Here is a 15,869-nt window from a genome sequence, read left to right on the forward strand (position 1 = left end):
ACACCTTCCGTCGGGCGGGTGGATCAGGCGGCTGTTGTCGACTGCAGCAACCGTTCGAGGAGATCGGTGATCGTGAGCAGACCGAGCAGCTCACTGCTGCCAGGGGCGGTGACGAGGGCGAGGTGGTTGCGGGTTTCGCGCATCGTCCGCAGTGCTTCGTACACCGGGACGGTCGTGGCCAGTTCCAGGACCGGGCGCATCAGCTGCTGCGCTGTGGTTGCGGGGCTCACAGTGAGGCTGTCGCGGACGTGGACGACGCCGCGGGCTCCGTCGTTGTCGCGAACCAGCAGCCGCAGGTGCCCGGTGCTCCGGGACATCGTCTGGATGGCCTCGGTATCGGCCTGCGGGCTCACCGCACTCGGCGTGGCGTTCGGGCGGACGATGTCACCGACGGTCAGTTGCTCCAGTTCCAGTGCGCTGGTGAGGTTTCCGCGGTACCGCTCGTCGAGGGTGCCGACCGTGGCCGAGTGCTCGACCAGATGACGCAGGGCCACCGGGTCCTGGCCCGCGTCGACCTCGTCGACCGGGGTGACACCGACCTTGCGCAGGCACCAGTTCGCCGCACGATTGAGGGCGATCAGGATGGGTCGGGTGAGGGTCATGAACAGCTGCATCGGCAGCGCCAGCAGCGTGGCCGACTTCTCCGGATGCGCGATCGCCCACGACTTCGGTGCCATCTCGCCGACCACCAGATGCAGGAACGTGACCACGATCAGGGCCAGCACGAACCCCGCGACGTCGGCGACCCACAGCGGGGCCCCGAGATGCTCGATGAGCGGGGTGATCCAATGGTGGACAGCAGGTTTGGTGACCGCGCCCAGCGCCAGCGTGCACACCGTGATGCCGAGCTGGGAACCGGCGAGCAGCACCGGCAGCTCCGCCGAGCTGCGCAGCGCGGCGCGGGCGGCCCGGCTGTTCGGTGCGGCGTCCTCGAGGCGGTGTTTGCGGGCAGCGATCAGGGCGAACTCGACAGCGACGAAGAACGCGCTGGCCGCGATCAGCAGGATCGTCACGGCGACGACAACCCAGGGATTACTCATCGTTGTCGTCGCCTCGCTCGGATCGGACGGTCAGCAGGACCGACGACGGCACATGCTTGCCGACCGTACGGACCTCGGCGATGACTGCGCGGTAGGTGGGGGACTGGTCGCTGAGATAGTCCGCCCCGCTGGGCGCGATCATGATGTCGACCCGGTCACCGACTTTCGGCAGACCGCCGAAGGTACTGATGACGAGCCCGGCGATGGTTTCGTAGTCACCTTGGGGCAGATCCAGGTCGAGCAGACGTTCGGCCTCGTCGAGGTGCAGGTCCCCGGCGACGAGCCAGCCTTCGCCCTCGGCGATGACCTCGGCGCCGGCACCGGTGTCGTGTTCGTCCGCGATCTCGCCGACCAGTTCCTCGGCGATGTCTTCGACGGTGACGATGCCGGCGAAGCCGCCGTATTCGTCGACGACCAACGCCATTTCTTCCTTCGCTGCCCCGAGTCGAGCGATGACCTCGGGCAACGACAGCGACTCGGGAACCAGCAGCGCCGGTCGCATCCACTGATGCGCCGTTCCGGTCGGCGAGACTCCGAGCAGGTCGTGCAGGTGGATGACGCCGCGCAGATCGTCGCTGCTCGAGCCGGTCACCGGGTATCGGGTGTGTCCGGTCGCCATCCGGGCCAGCACCTGCGTGACGGGTTCGTCGACGCCGACGGTGTCGACCTGGGAGCGGGGAATCATCGCGTGCTCGGCGGTCTCGGACGGGAAGTCGAGGATGCGGTCGAGCAATGTCGACAACTCCCGCGGCAGCTCGCCGGCATCACGGGAGGCGGCGACGATGTGTTCGAGGTCGCGCGGTGTGGCCGAGTGCTCCACATCGTGGACCGGCTCGATCCGCAGTACCCGCAGCAACAGGTTCGCGGACTGGTCGAACAACCAGATCAGCCAGCCGAATACCCGCAGGTACGCCGTGGTCGAGCGAGCCAGCCAGCGGGCGACCGGCTCCGGCCGGGCGATCGCGAGATTCTTCGGGAACAGTTCCCCGAACAGCATCTGCACCACCGTCGAGAACGCGATCGCCCCGACGGTGCCCACCGCGATGCCGACGGCGGTCGGCACGCCGATCCCGCCGAGCAGTTCGCCCAGTCCGCGTCCGATCAGCGGCTCGGCGACATAACCGACGAGCAGTCCGGTGACGGTGATCCCCAGCTGGGCACCCGACAACATGAACGAGGTCCGGCGAGTGACGGTCAATGCCCGTGCGGCGGCGGTGTCGCCGGATTCGGCGCGTGCTTTGAGCCGAGAGCGGTCCACCGCCATATAGGCGAATTCCTGGGCAACGAAATACCCGGTCAGCGCGGTGATCAGCAGGACAACCGCGATGCCGGCGAGGACGCTCAGGATCGTCAGCATCGAGTGACTCGGCCGAGGCGTTCAGCCCATCGTCTGTCGATCGGTTCGACCCCGTGAGTCGAGCGAGAGCTCTCCTCGTCTGGTTCACCATCCGGCATGCGCGACAGACTAGCACGTGTCACTGTAGGGTTACCGGTCACGTCGACATCCTCGACGGCGCCACGAAAGTCCGGACAGCACCGCGCTCTTCGGTCGTTCTCGAGGCGGACGGCATGATCGAGAAGCCCGGCGGATCGACGCGGCCGCCACCCCGGCGACGGAGGTGGTCGCCGTGTATCCGAGGGCAAGGACAACAGATAGGCTGACGGGCGTCTCGAGCGGATGCCGCGCAGCGGAGAAGGAGGGCGCCGACATGACCGATGCGCCGATCCGGATCGGTGAGCTGGCCGCACGGGCCGAGGTGTCGATCCGAACGGTCGACTATTACACCAGCCTCGGCCTGATCACTCCCGCCGAACGGAGCGCGGGGAACTTCCGCCTCTACGACCCCGCCGACGCTGCCCGGATTCAGCTCGTCAAAAGCCTGGAAGGCCAAGGTATCTCGCTGGAAGATATCGCGACCGCGCTCACCGGCCGCAGTGGCGACGTCGGACCGATCCTCGAACGGATCGACGACGACCTGAAGACTTTCCACGCCGTCGCCGAAGCGGCACCCGAGGGAATGCAGGGACTGCTCGCGGTCATCGCGAACCGAGTCCACACCCTCATCTACATCGCTTTGCAGATTCCGCCCGACCTTCCCATCCTGTGACACGCCGCTGCGCGGTTCGGGGTGAGCTGGCCATCGGACGTCGAGGAAACCCTGCCCTCATCGGATCTGGAGAGGGCAGGGCCGCCGGTCAGAGGTTGACGCCGAAATCGCGGGCGATGCCTTCCAGTCCGGAGGTGTAGCCCTGGCCGATGGCGCGGAACTTCCACTCCGCGCCGTTGCGGTACAGCTCGCCGAAGACCATCGCCGTCTCGGTGGACGCGTCCTCGGACAGGTCGTAGCGAGCCAGCTCCTCGCCGTTGCTGCGATCCACCACGCGGATGTAGGCGTTGCGGACCTGTCCGAAGGACTGGCTGCGGTTCACCGCGTCGTAGATCGACACCGGAAAGACGATGGACTCGATCGTCGCGGGGGTAGCGGCCAGATCGACGTTGATCGCTTCGTCGTCACCGTCGCCCTCGCCGGTCCGGTTGTCACCGGCGTGCTCGATCGCGCCTTCGGGCGACTTCAGGTTGTTGAAGAAGACGAAATGCCCACTCGACACCACCTTCTTGTCGGCGCCGAGCGCGATCGCGCTGGCATCGAGATCGAAGTCCGTCCCGGTGGTCGTGCGCAGGTCCCAGCCGAGGCCGACAGCCACCGCGGTGAGGTTCGGCGCCGCCTTGGTCAGTGAAACGTTGCCGCCCTTGGACAAACTGACACCCATACCGATATCTCCCATCGAACGTCGCGGCACGAGAGGTGCCGACCATGCGCACACTAGCACGTGCCACTGTAGGATTGGCCGGAGTGGGCGTCGGCGCCGCCCGGTGAAAGTTGCTGTCAGGCAGTCGAATTGATGTCCGAGATCGAGGGGTTGTAGTAGTCATCAGTCGAGGTGGCCGGAGAGCTGGGGAATGGCGTCGACCACATGCTGGGCCCAAATCGGCTCGCCGATCCTGGTGAAGGCCCAATCTGTCTGGGGGCGATGGAGTTTGCCGAGGACCAGGCCCGTATGCGTCCGGGCGCCGTAGGCCAGGTCGAGGCGGGCCAGCTCGTTGCCGGTGACGTTGTCGGTGACGCGACAGAAGCCGTTCTCGATCCGGTCGAATCCTTGCCCGGTGTAGCAGGTCACGAGGAACACGATCGTGGTGACCTGCGGGCTCAGCCGCGTCAGATCGACGACGATGACCTCGTTGTCGCCGTCCCCGTCGCCGGTGACGCTGTCCCCGAGATGGCGGATCGCTCCGTCGCGTGAGGTGAGCTGTTCGTGAAATGCGATGTCGACGAATCGGTTTCCGGCGAACGCCAGTGCTGCGGCGTTGAGATCGATGTCCTTGCCGCGCCGACTGAACAGGCCGGTCGCTCGAACCGGGTCCCAGCCCAAGCCCATGGTGATGTGGCGCAGCGAACCTCGGCCGGTGTGGGGGAGTGCTCCAGTCATACGATGCTCCTCGGCGAGCGGTCGAAGGGTCGGCGGTGATCGGGCGGGATCATCAGTCCGTGGTCGGCGGGCGTTGGTAGATGTCGGGGATGCCGTCTCCGTCGTCGTCGCGCGACTCCACCTCGGCGAGTGCGCGGTAAACGCGGTTGCGGGCGCGCAGCACGACGGTGGCCGCGATCGCGGCGGTGACGGTGCCGAACAGCACACCGATGCGGACGTGGTCGCCGCGCAGGTGGTCACCGGCGAAGGCCAGTTCACCGACGAGTAGTGAGACGGTGAATCCGATTCCGCCGAGTAGTGCGACACCGGCGACGTCGATCCACGACAGTTCCGAATCCAGTTCGGCGCGGGTCAGTTTCGCGGTCAGATAGGTCGTGGCGGTGATGCCGATCAACTTGCCCGCCACGAGCCCGACGATGATGCCGATGGTGACCCGGTCGCCCAGGGAGTCGGTGAGCCCGGACATTCCGCCGATGGTGACTCCGGCGGCGAAGAACGCGAACACCGGAACCGCGAATCCTGCGGAGAGCGGCCGGATCCGGTGTTCGAACCGTTCGGCGGGCCCGTGCTCATCGGCCGCGCCACTGCGGGCCAGGACCGGGACGGTGAAGCCGAGGAGTACGCCGGCGACGGTGGCATGGACGCCGGACAGGTGCACCAGCCACCACGTGATCAGCGCAAGGGGGATCAGCAGCCAGGGCGAGCTGATGCGGCGCTGTACAGCGAGCGCGAACAACGCGATCGGCACGACGGCCGCCGCCAGATAGGGCAGGTGGAGTTCGCTGGTGTAGAAGATGGCGATGACGGTGACCGCGAGCAGATCGTCGACCACGGCGAGGGTGAGCAGGAACGTACGCAGTGCGGCGGGTAGATGGGTGTTGATCACCGCGAGCACGGCCAATGCGAAGGCGATATCGGTCGCGGTCGGGATGGCCCACCCGTCGAGCGTGCCTTCGGCGCCGCCCCGGTTGATCAGAACGTAGATGATCGCCGGGGCCGCCATGCCGCCGACCGCGGCGACCACCGGGAGCGCCGCGCGGCGCGGATCACGCAGGTCACCGGCGACGAACTCGCGTTTGAGTTCGAGTCCGACGACGAAGAAGAAGATCGCGAGCAGCCCGTCGGCGGCCCACTCGCTCAACGACAGGTTCAGATGCAGCGCGGTGGGGCCGAGCTGGAAGTCGCGTAACGCGGTGTAGGCGCCCGCCCATGGCGTGTTGGCCCAGACGAGGGCGACCACGGCGGCGATCATCAACAGCACGCCGCCGACGGTCTCGCGGCGCAGGACCGAGGCGATACGCCGGGATTCCGGCCAGCTGCCCGGGGTGAGAAGCTTGCGCTCCGCCGCGGGAGTCATCGATTCGCCACCGGCCGCGCAACGGTGGGTTGTTCCGCGATGGGGGGGAATTCGAGCTGTGGTAGCACGTGTGGGTACCCGTCGTCGATCGAACCCCGCTCGACGGAGTTCGAGCCGGGTTGCCGACCAGACTTCCCGGCGCACCTACCCGTAAAGATGCCGTAAAGACGGCACTCACCGCAACCGGGGAGCAGGGCGGGCCGTTGATCTCCGGCGGCCCGCCCGCGTACCGCCGTGCACGGGCGTCCCGGTCAGGCCAGGTCGGCGAAGCGTTCTACTTCTTCGATACGGCCCGACACGATGAGTTGGTCTCCCTCGGCGACCACGGTATCGGCAGTAGCGTAGGTGAATTCGTCCCCGCGGTGTTTGATCGCGACGACGGTGACGTCGAAGTGCTGGCGTAGCCCGCTCTCGGTGAGGGTCTTTCCGACCGCGGAGCGTGGTGCGGTGGTTTTGGCCATGGCGTAGTCGGTGTCGAACTCGATGTAGTCGATCATGCGGCCGGTGACCAGGTGGGCGACTCGTTCGCCCATGTCGTGTTCGGGGAGCACGACATGGTGGGCGCCGACGCGTTCGAGGATCTGGCCGTGCTGGCGGCTGGTCGCTTTGGCCCAGATCTTGGGTATCCGGCAGTCGGCGAGCAGCGAGGTGGTGAGGATGCTGGCCTCCATATTGGAGCCGATGCTGACCACGGCGTGCGGAAAGTCCGGCACACCGAGCTGTTCGAGGGCGTCCATGTCGGTGGTGTCGGCGACCGCGACATGGGTCAGCTCATCGGAATACATCTGCACCAGATGGGGATTGGAGTCGATCGCCAGCACTTCCGAGCCGTGGGTGACGAGTTCGCGGGCCAGTGCGCTGCCGAAACGGCCGAGGCCGATGACGACGACGCGGGTGCCCTGTTTTCGTGGCGATCTACCCAACAATGGGACGCTCCTCCGGTAGTTCGTAGCGGCGGCCGCGGTCACGCAGGGCGAGCGCGGTAGCCAGGGTGATGGGGCCGAGGCGGCCGAGGAACATCAAAGCGATGAGCACGATCAGTCCGGAGTCGGGGATATCGGCGGTGATGCCCGTGGACAGGCCGACGGTGCCGAAGGCCGAGATGACTTCGAACAGCACGGCGTCGAGGTCCATCCCGGTGATCGTCAGCAGGGTGAGAGTGCCGACGACGACCGCACCGACACCGAGCAGCGCGACAGTGATCGCTTGCCGTTGCACGGGTGCGGCGAGGCGGCGGTTGAGCACGTGCACCGACGGCTCCCCGCGGACTTCGGCGAAGATGACGAACGCCAGCAGGGCGAAGGTGGTGACTTTGATCCCGCCCGCGGTGCCCGCGCTGCCGCCACCGATGAACATCAGGACGTCGTTGACCAGCAAGGTGGAGGAGTGCATCGCGCCGACGTCGACCGAATTGAAGCCCGCGGTCCGTGGTGACAATCCGTGGAAGCCGCCGACGAGGACCTTGTGCACCCAGCCGAGTGGGCCGAGGGTACCGGGATTGGACCACTCGAACGCGATCACGGCGACGATGCCGACGACACCGAGCGCGAAGTAGGTGATGAGCGTGAGTCTGGTGTGCAGTGACCAGTGCCGGTGCCGACCGCGACGGCGAAGCGACCGGGTGACCTCGAAGACAACCGGGAACCCGAGTCCACCGATGACGAGGGCGGCGGTGATGGGAACGATGATCCACGGATCGGTCGCGAATCCCACCAGGCTGTCCTGGTAGAGCCCGAAGCCGGCATTGTTGTATGCCGAGATCGCGTGGAAGACCCCGAGGTAGACGCCACGCCACCCACCTTGGTCGTAGCCGAAGATGAAACGCAGGCTCAGGACGAGCGCGGTGACGGCCTCGACCGCCAGGCTCATCCGGATGACACCGATCACGACGCGACGGCTTTCCCCGAGACGCAGCGTCTTCGTTTCGGACTGGGCGATCAGCTGCATCCGCAGGCCCATGCGCCGGGCGACCAGCAACCCGAGCAGCGACGCCAGGGTCATGATTCCCAGGCCGCCGATCTGGATCAGGCCGAGGATGACCAGCTCCCCGAACAGCGACCAGTGGCTTTCGGTGTCGACCACGACGAGCCCGGTGACGCACACCGCCGAGACCGCGGTGAACAGCGCTGTCACCGGCGCGGTCACGGTCCTGGATTCGGCGGCCACCGGCAACATCAGCAGCAGCGTGCCGATCAGTGTCGCGGCGCCGAAGCCGAAGACGACCAATCGGGCCGGATGCCGTGGGCTGGGGAGGAGCCGCCCGACCAGCTCCCGCGCAGCACGACTTCCACGAGCCGGTGCTCGACGTGACGGCGGGCTGCTATGGCGAGACGCGGCTGTCCGGGAGTCGGTGCGCTGTTCGGATCGATTGATGGTGCTCAGCCTCTCGTGGGGGCTGAGGCGGCTCTCGACGCCGGCGGAGAAATCACGATGGGCCAGCCTAATGGTGTTGCGTGCGGAGCTGTCTACACGCGGCCGTATGGATTCCGTCAAAAATGTGGGCACCGGGCCGCGAGAGTCGTCAAAACCCTCGCGCCCGGCGACGTAGTCGTGGTTGTGCGCTCAGCCGAGGTCGCGCTGAGTGAATCGGTAGGTCCCGGCGGCGACCAGGATGAGGGACGCGGCGGCCAGGACGGCGACGCCGCTGACACCGATGCCGTTGCGCAGGGGTTCGCTGTCGATGTAGTAGTGGAACGGCGACAGAGAGGCGGCCCAGCCGAGTCCGATCGTGTCGGCGAAGGTGTGCGCGGCCCAGGCCGCGACGCCGACGACCGCAGTGAGTGCGAAGACGGTGCCGCGGTGGCCGGTGACGGCTCCGATCGCGGTGGCCAGTGCGCCGAAGCAGACGGTGAGCAGGACCAGGTGGACACACTGCGCGGCGAACTGGCCGACGCTGACCGAGGTGAGTTCGGCAGAGCCGCGGATGGCGAGCATCGCCAGCAGCACGACGACCCCGATGCCGGTCGCAGCGGCGATGAGGGCGGCGAAGCGCTGCACGATGAGCGAGGTACGGGTGAGCGGGTGCGCGAGCAGCAGATCGAGGGTGCCGGATTCTTCGTCGGCGGCCGAGACCCGGGCGCCGACGGCAGCACCGAAGAACATCGCCAGCAGGGGCACGATGAGCCCGAACACCGTGGAACCGAGGTAGCCGGCGGCAGAAGAGATGTCGTTCATATTCAAGGCATCGCGTAGCCCTTCGGGCAGGTTCTCGGTCTGGGCCGCGCCGTTGGCGGCCATCTGCGGGTAGAAGCCGGCGTAGACGACCGCGGCGACGGTGATGCCGACCGTCCAGCCGAGCAGGCCGCGGCGGGAGTCTCGCAGGGTTTTGGTGAAGACGACGGTGCGGGCGGTGGCGACTGCGGGTTCGATCATGGGCCCGATCGCGGCGGTGGCAGACATGTGTTCCTCTCAGGCCGCGGGCTGGGGTGCGGCCGCGGCGGCGGCGTAGTGGCGGTGGAAGATCTCGTCGAGGTGCGGTTCGGTGGTGGTCAACGTCAGTACGGTGTGGCGGGCGGCGGCTTTGACCACGGCATCGGGTGATCCCGACAGTCCGGCCCGCAGGACCGAGCCGGTGGCGTCCAGGTGCGGATCGACCAGGCCGGGGACCGTGCGGAACTCCTCGATGGTGACCGGGTGGCCGAAGCCGATTTCGATGTGCCGGAGAGCGGCGGCGCGCAGGTCGGCGACGGTGTCGAGGGCGACCAGTGCGCCGTCACGCAGAATGCCGACCCGGTCGGCGACGGCTTCGACCTCGTCCATGATGTGGCTGGACATGAAGACCGTCTGGCCGTTGCCGGCGGCCTCGGCGACCAGATCGAGGAAGGTCTGTTGGACGAGGGGATCCAGGCCCGAGGTCGGTTCGTCCAGGATCAGAAGTTCGGGAGTGTGCATGAAGGCCTGGACCAAGCCGACCTTCTGGCGGTTGCCTTTGGAGAGGCTCTTGATGGTGGCGGTGGGGTCGAGCCCGAGCCGCTCGCAGAGTTCGTCGATCCGCGGCTGCGGGACGCCACCGCGCAGGTCGGCCAGGAAACGCAGGCAATCTCGCACCTTCTGGCGCCCGTCGACGACGAAGTCGCCCGCCAGATATCCGATGCGGCGCCGCAGGGCAACGCCGTTCGCCCTGGGGTCGAGTCCGAGGACCGACGCCGTTCCGGCGGTGGGGCGGATCAGGTCCAGGAGGAGCCGGATGGTGGTCGACTTGCCTGCTCCGTTGGGGCCGAGGTAACCGAACACCTCACCGGATCGGACATCGAGGTTCAGGCCGGTGAGTCCTCGCCGTGTGCCGTAGGTCTTGGTGAGTTCCCGGATTTCGATGGCGTTGCTCATGTCTCGAACAGTATCAAGTGTTCAGAGATTTGTGAAGATTCAGAATATTTGAAGTTGTCTGTACTATGTGGGCATGGATTCTGATCTGCGACTTCGCGATGCCGCCGAGCGGCTGGCACTGACCATGTCCCAGGGCGGCATGCAGAAGACGACAGCGCGCGTGATGACCGCACTGCTCTACACCGAGCAGGAGACGATGACGGCCGCCGATCTGTGCGAACGGCTCTCGATCAGCACGGGTGCGGTGTCGACGGCGATCAAACAGCTGTCACAGTCGGGGATGGTGGAGCGGGTGCCCGCTCCGGGCAGCCGCCGCGAGCACTATCGGTTTCCGAAAGGTGTCTGGGCGCAGCTGTTCTCGCAGCAGAACGTCATGCTCGAGGTCATGAAGAACGCGGCTCAGGAGGGGCTCGACGCGCTACAGGGCGAATCGGTCACCTCCGCGCGCCTCCGCGAGATGCAGGACTTCTACAGCTACATGGAGCAGGAGATGCCCGCTCTCATCGAACGATGGCGGGATCGAAGCAAGAGTCGGACCTGAGACGGCTCGGGGCCGGACCACGCCGGTCGAAACTGACAGGAGTGCACCGCAGATGGAGTCCGGAAGGGCATTCACCCGTGTTCGCCGAACGGTCTTCGCCCGGCATTCGAACCCGTGGAGCGCGTGGTCTCGCTGGGCGACGATGCCTCTGCTCCTGGTTCCGGTGTGGAAGCGAAGCTGGTCGCATGCCGCCGCCGTCGGTGTGTGGTTTGCCGTGAACCCGGTGATCTTCCCGGAACCGGCAGGTCGGCCGGCTTGGCCGACGAAAGCGATTCTCGGGGAGGAACTGTGGCTTGCCGACCATCCCCGGGACGCGGGCTTGGCGGTTGACGCGGCGGCTACCGGGGTGGGGCTGGTCGGGCTGGTCGGGGCGTGGCATCGGCGTCCAGTTCCCGCTGCCGTCGGGACCGGTGCGGCGATGCTGTTGTTGCTCGTGTACTGGGAGCTCATGGCTCGCTACTACGAAACGCACCGGGCCGGAGGGTAATAGGTCAAGCGGTGGCTTCTGTCTACAGGAGTGCTGACGCACGAGGCCTGCGGTGCCGAACTGCGTGCCGGCCGCGGGAAGCCGTTGCCCCGACGGGGTCCCCTTGCGGTCATGGTGGAATAAGTTATTTGCCGTTTCGGCATATGGAGCCGCTGGATTGCCTGTCTCGTCAGCTGGCTCACCTGCCGTGTTGCCTGAAGAAGTTGGGTATTTGTCCGTGGATAGAGCAAAAGTTTGCCCTGTTGGGTGCTGTTGAACGGAATGCGCACCCTCGGTTTCGACGCGATGATAAGTTACTCTTGATTCCGTTGATATGGGGTGGGTGCTGGCTCATCGTGCTTCGGCGGATGGATGGCTTGGTACTCAACGAGGAGTGGCGTCATGGACGCAATGAACAGGCGTAGTGCATTGAAGGTCGGCGGCATGTTGGGGGCGGTGGGCGCCTTCGCCTTCGCCACGCCCGCACGCTCGGAACCGTGGACCTGGTCACCGGAGGGATCCATCGCCGGCGCAGGCGCGGGCGTCGACCCGATGACGGTGTGGGATCCGGAAGCCGATGCCGTGGTCCCCGGGCTGATCGACCGGGGTGAGGTTCCCCGGGTCAACGAACTACTACGAACCTGGAAGACCAACGGACAACCGCTGCCGACCGGATTGCCCGCCGATCTCCGGGATTTCATGGAGTCCGCGCGCCGGCTGCCGCCGTGGACCGACCCCGGCAAGCTCGACGCGGCGATCCAGTTCAACAAGAAGCGGGGGCTCTACCTCGGCGTGCTCTACGGATTCGCCAGCGGCATGATGAGCACCGTCATTCCCAAGGAGGCCAAGGCGGTCTACTACTCCAAGGGCGGGCACGATCTCAAGGACCGCATCACCAAGACCGCCAAGCTCGGCTACGACATCGGCACCGCGAATTCCTATGCCCCCGACGGGGAAATGATCGTCACGTGCGTCAAGACCCGCCTGGTGCACGCCGCGGTGCGGCACCTGCTGCCGCAGTCGCCGCACTGGGTGCACTCCGCCGAGGAGGACATTCCGATCAGCCAGAACGACATCATGGTCACCTGGCACAGCCTGGCCACCACGGTCATGAAATACCTGCTCTCGTGGAACGTGCCGATGCCGGCGAACGAGTCCGAGGGCTTCCTGCACTCCTGGCAGGTGGCCGCGCATCTACTCGGGGTCCGCGACGAGTACATCCCGAACTCCTGGCCGGAGTCCAACAGCCAAGCCGCGCAGGTCCTCGACCCGATCCTCGCGGTGACTCCCGAAGGCGTCAAGCTCGCCGACCGGCTGCTGGGGCTGGGCGCCAATATCGACTTCGCCATTCTGAGCAAGCCGGTGCTCGGCGCGTTCACCCGCTTCCTGCTCGGTGACACGATCGCCGACGGACTGGCCATTCCCCGTGAACCCGTCTGGGATCCGTTGCTGCGGTTCAGCTGGGGCCCGTTCATCGCTGTCCGCGAAGGTCTGCTCACCGCGGTCCCCCCGATCGGCGATCCGTACTGGCTGCTCGACGAGTTCCTGCGCAAGGCGGCCCTGATCTACCTGTCCGAGCTGCGCATGCCGATCAGCATCGAGATACCGACGATGAACCGTGACATGAGCAGGCCCCATCGCTGACCCGGGTCCTGTCGGACCCGGCGAATCCCGCTGTTTCGATCCCACCACCAAGGAGGCGCAGCATGCGTCCAACGATCTTCCTCGCCAGTGCCGCGCTCACGTCAGCGGCCGTTCTCGGCGTCGCGCCGAACGCGACAGCTCAGCCCACCGGTTCGGTCGCCGATGCAGGGACCGGCTCGGCGGTCATCGACTCTGCGTCCAGGGCGGCGCAATCCGCGGTCGAGCTCGCTCAGCGGGGTGATCTCATCGGGATCATCGTGCTGATGGGGATCACGCCGATCCAGATGATCACCGGAGGCGTGTGCGACCTCGCCGTCGGTGCGGGATCAGCCAACCCTTGTAGCCCAACCCGTTACTGATCGCGCCCGCGGAGGGCGGCCACGCCGCGGTCACCGCGGTCGAGCAGCACCCGGATCTGGTCGCTGATCTGCTGGACGATCTCATCTATCGGGTGGGTGATGTTGATCGTCGCCGCCATGGTGACGAACATGATCGCGGAGACGATGTGCGCGAGTGTCGCGGCGTCGGCGGGGCTGGTGCGCTGGTCCCGCTGGAGCACGTGGGCGATCGCCGCTTCGGTTTGCAGGGTCAGGACGAGCGCGTCGTGATGGTGGGGTTCCCCGGAATCGCCGAAGACGATCTCGCGCAGGTAAGTTCGTCCGTTGTCGACTTGTTTGCGGTTGCACTCCACGATGCTGCCGACGATGGCCATCACCGCGTCGAGGATGTCGGGAAGGTGCTCGGCCGCCGACGTGCCGCGTGCGATCGCCTCGGTGTAGGTGGCGTTCTGCACGAGCAGCAGGAGTTCGCCCTTGTTCTTGACGTAGAGGAACAGGGTGCCCGCGCCGATGTCGGCCCTGTCGGCGATCTCCTGGGTGGTGACTTCGTCGACGCCGCGCTCGGCGAAGAGCTCCCGGGCGGCGGCGGTGATCCGGTCGAGCTTCTGCTGCTTGTTCCGCTCGCGCCGTCCGGCTGGTCGGGGAACAGAGGGCACGGGTCCGAGTCCTTCGCTACTGGTGTGGCTCGATATTCTGGCACTGTTCTCGCGTGCCGGTGACACCGACCCCGTTGTCGCGCAGTGCCGGTGCGTCGGTCGGTGCGGTGTTCAGCGGGCGAGGAACTCGACCGCGACGGGGGCGAACTTCTCGTGGAACGGGAAGATCCCGCCGTGGCCGGCGTCGGGGTAGATGATCAGCTCGCTGTCGGCGATGCGCCGGTGCAGGTCCTCGGACAGGATCGAGGGCACCATGCGGTCGTTGTCGCCGTTGGCGATCAGCGTGGAGTGGGTGATCGCGGAGAGATCGTCGGGGGAGGAGCGTCCCCACTTCTTGATCGCCTTCAGTTGCGTCCGGAAGGCCGTGACCCTGATGGGTGCGTCGCGGTCGACGGTGCGCTCGGCGAGGCGCGCGACGAATGCGCGCGCGGCCGACTTACCGGTGGCGTCGCGGTTGAAGAACAGGAACTCCTTGGGGTCGGACCGAGTCAGCGCCGCGCGCAGCATGTCCCGGTATGTGGTGCCGGCGACCTTGTCGATGTCCTTGCCGCCCCGGGGCCCGGTGCCGGTGAGGACGAGTTTGCGGACGAGCTCGGGGTGCTTCAGCACGAGGGCCTGGGCGACGAAGCCGCCGAGAGAGAAGGAGAAGACGTCGATCTTGCCGAACCCGAGTGCGGTGATGAAGGCGTAGGCATCGTCGGCCATCGCCTCGACGCTGTCGGGCACCGTGCCCGTGGACGCCCCGACTCCACGATTGTCGAACGCGATCACGTGACGCCCCTTGGCGATGGGGTCGATGATCCGGGGATCCCAGTTGTCCAGCGTCGCGGCGAGATGGATGAAGAAGACGACGGGGATGCCGCCTCGTGGTCCCAGTTCTCGGTAGGCGTAGGTGACTCCGCCTGCGTCGACGGTGTGGGTGGGCGCGTCCTGGTAGTAGGTGATGACTTCCCTGTGCGTGCTCATGCTGTTGTCCTGCTTCCTTGTTCGATCAGCCGGGCATTCTGAGGACGGACTTACCGCGGGTCCCGGGGTCGTTGAGCGACTGGAGTGCCTGCGGGGTCTGGTCGAAATCGAAGACCCGGCCGACGACCGGGCGCAGGGCCCCGTCGTCGACGAGGGCGGCGATACGGCGAAGCTGGGCACCGTCGGCCCGCATGAAGAGGAACTCGTACCGCACGCCGAGCCGTGTGGCCTGGCGGCGGATTCCGCTGCTGAGAGCGGCAATGGCCAGGCGCAGAACGAGATTGGCGCCGAGTTCGCGGGCGAATGCGGGGTCGGGCGGACCGGCGATCCCGATCGCCGTGCCGCCGGGGCGCAGTACGCGCAGCGACTTCTCGAGGTTCTTGCCGCCGACGCTGTCCAGCACCAGGTCGTATCCGTCGAGTAGCTGCTCGAAATCTTGACCGCGGTAGTCGATGACGACGTCGGCCCCGAGCTCGCGCACGAACTCGACGTTGACCGTGCTGACCGTGGTGGCGACCGTGGCGCCGAGGTGTTTGGCGAGCTGGATCGCGATCGACCCGACTCCGCCCGCTCCGGCGTGGATGAGGACCCGTTGCCCCGCCTGCAGGTTTCCTCGCTCGACGAGAGCCTGCCACGCGGTGAGGGCCACCAGCGGGAGTGCGGCGGCTTCCTCGACGCTGATCGATGTCGGCTTGGGGGCCAGATCGGTCTCGGCGATCGCGATGCGCTCGGCGAAGGTGCCGATCCGGTTCTTGTCCGGACGGGCGTACACCTGCTCGCCGGGGGCGAAATCACGCACTTCGGCGCCGACGCCGATGACTGTGCCCGCGAGGTCGTTGCCGAGGATCTGTGGCAGTTCGTACGGCAGGATCCGCTTGAACTCGCCTGCCCGGATCTTCTCGTCGAGGACGTTCAGCCCGGCGGCCTCGACCGCTACGAGCACGTCATGATCGCCGACGACAGGCTCGGGGACATCCGCTTCTTGCACCGGCCCGTTGTACCGATTGATGACGAACGCTCGCATGGTGTCTACCTCGCCTGGTCGG

The 15,869-nt window shown here is 66.7% G+C and carries 17 protein-coding genes; 5 read left to right on the forward strand and 12 right to left on the reverse strand.

Translation table 11 applies throughout. From position 1 onward, the window contains the following. Positions 1-23 precede the first annotated feature (23 nt). Both NV348_RS30620 and NV348_RS30625 read right to left on the reverse strand, forming a co-directional pair. Positions 24-1,040 carry a CNNM domain-containing protein gene (locus tag NV348_RS30620; RefSeq protein WP_447149966.1) on the reverse strand — a complete coding sequence of 339 codons (1,017 nt, stop codon included), beginning with the start codon at positions 1,038-1,040 and terminating at the stop codon, positions 24-26. After that, positions 1,033-2,397: a hemolysin family protein gene (locus NV348_RS30625; protein ID WP_447149967.1), complete on the reverse strand. Its 1,365-nt coding sequence runs from the start codon at positions 2,395-2,397 to the stop codon at positions 1,033-1,035. Before NV348_RS30625 ends, NV348_RS30620 begins: the two co-directional genes overlap by 8 nt. Positions 2,398-2,749: 352 nt before the next feature. Between NV348_RS30625 and NV348_RS30630 the strand changes: the two genes are divergently transcribed. Then, positions 2,750-3,148 (forward strand): MerR family transcriptional regulator, encoded by a 399-nt coding sequence (locus NV348_RS30630; RefSeq protein ID WP_447149968.1) that lies wholly within the window; start codon positions 2,750-2,752, stop codon positions 3,146-3,148. A gap of 88 nt (positions 3,149-3,236) precedes the next feature. Here the strand turns inward: NV348_RS30630 and NV348_RS30635 are convergent, their stop codons facing one another. From NV348_RS30635 to NV348_RS30665, 7 genes are all read right to left on the reverse strand, one after another. After that, positions 3,237-3,812 carry a TerD family protein gene (locus NV348_RS30635; RefSeq protein ID WP_447149969.1) on the reverse strand — a complete coding sequence of 192 codons (576 nt, stop codon included), beginning with the start codon at positions 3,810-3,812 and terminating at the stop codon, positions 3,237-3,239. A gap of 162 nt (positions 3,813-3,974) precedes the next feature. Next, the gene (locus tag NV348_RS30640) at positions 3,975-4,529 is read right to left on the reverse strand and encodes a TerD family protein (RefSeq protein ID WP_447149970.1); all 555 of its coding nucleotides are present in this window, start codon (positions 4,527-4,529) and stop codon (positions 3,975-3,977) included. 52 nt (positions 4,530-4,581) lie between these two features. Continuing rightward, complete coding sequence (gene nhaA, locus NV348_RS30645; protein ID WP_447149971.1) at positions 4,582-5,886, reverse strand: Na+/H+ antiporter NhaA; 1,305 nt, start codon at positions 5,884-5,886, stop codon at positions 4,582-4,584. A gap of 251 nt (positions 5,887-6,137) precedes the next feature. After that, positions 6,138-6,812 (reverse strand): potassium channel family protein, encoded by a 675-nt coding sequence (locus NV348_RS30650; RefSeq protein ID WP_447149972.1) that lies wholly within the window; start codon positions 6,810-6,812, stop codon positions 6,138-6,140. Beyond that, entirely contained in the window at positions 6,802-8,112 is a 1,311-nt protein-coding gene (locus NV348_RS30655) for a TrkH family potassium uptake protein (protein WP_447149973.1), read from the reverse strand. The genes NV348_RS30650 and NV348_RS30655 overlap by 11 nt, the downstream gene beginning before the upstream one ends. Positions 8,113-8,448: 336 nt before the next feature. Beyond that, entirely contained in the window at positions 8,449-9,258 is an 810-nt protein-coding gene (locus tag NV348_RS30660) for an ABC transporter permease subunit (RefSeq protein WP_447149974.1), read from the reverse strand. Between the two features lie 36 nt (positions 9,259-9,294). Next, the gene (locus NV348_RS30665) at positions 9,295-10,212 is read right to left on the reverse strand and encodes an ABC transporter ATP-binding protein (protein ID WP_447149975.1); all 918 of its coding nucleotides are present in this window, start codon (positions 10,210-10,212) and stop codon (positions 9,295-9,297) included. Positions 10,213-10,285: 73 nt separating this feature from the next. On the opposite strand from NV348_RS30665, the gene NV348_RS30670 reads away from it, so the two are divergent. The 4 genes from NV348_RS30670 (at position 10,286) to NV348_RS30685 (ending at position 13,222) form a co-directional block, all read left to right on the forward strand. Next, positions 10,286-10,753 carry a GbsR/MarR family transcriptional regulator gene (locus NV348_RS30670; protein WP_447149976.1) on the forward strand — a complete coding sequence of 156 codons (468 nt, stop codon included), beginning with the start codon at positions 10,286-10,288 and terminating at the stop codon, positions 10,751-10,753. Positions 10,754-10,895: 142 nt separating this feature from the next. Beyond that, positions 10,896-11,240: a DUF6653 family protein gene (locus NV348_RS30675; protein ID WP_495885076.1), complete on the forward strand. Its 345-nt coding sequence runs from the start codon at positions 10,896-10,898 to the stop codon at positions 11,238-11,240. A 381-nt stretch (positions 11,241-11,621) separates the two neighbouring features. Continuing rightward, positions 11,622-12,863: an oxygenase MpaB family protein gene (locus NV348_RS30680; RefSeq protein ID WP_447149978.1), complete on the forward strand. Its 1,242-nt coding sequence runs from the start codon at positions 11,622-11,624 to the stop codon at positions 12,861-12,863. Positions 12,864-12,925: 62 nt separating this feature from the next. After that, on the forward strand, positions 12,926-13,222 hold the full coding sequence (locus NV348_RS30685) for a hypothetical protein (RefSeq protein ID WP_447149979.1): 297 nt from the start codon (positions 12,926-12,928) through the stop codon (positions 13,220-13,222). Here the strand turns inward: NV348_RS30685 and NV348_RS30690 are convergent. The 3 genes from NV348_RS30690 to NV348_RS30700 form a co-directional block, all read right to left on the reverse strand. Next, a complete protein-coding gene (locus tag NV348_RS30690) occupies positions 13,216-13,857 on the reverse strand; it encodes a TetR/AcrR family transcriptional regulator (protein WP_447149980.1) in 642 nt (213 codons plus the stop codon). The two genes, NV348_RS30685 and NV348_RS30690, sit on opposite strands and share 7 nt — an antisense overlap. A 111-nt stretch (positions 13,858-13,968) precedes the next feature. Then, on the reverse strand, positions 13,969-14,823 hold the full coding sequence (locus NV348_RS30695; protein WP_447149981.1) for an alpha/beta fold hydrolase: 855 nt from the start codon (positions 14,821-14,823) through the stop codon (positions 13,969-13,971). A gap of 25 nt (positions 14,824-14,848) precedes the next feature. Next, entirely contained in the window at positions 14,849-15,847 is a 999-nt protein-coding gene (locus NV348_RS30700; RefSeq protein WP_447149982.1) for an NADP-dependent oxidoreductase, read from the reverse strand. Positions 15,848-15,869: the final 22 nt, after the last annotated feature.

This window comes from Nocardia fodinahabitans (assembly GCF_052983615.1).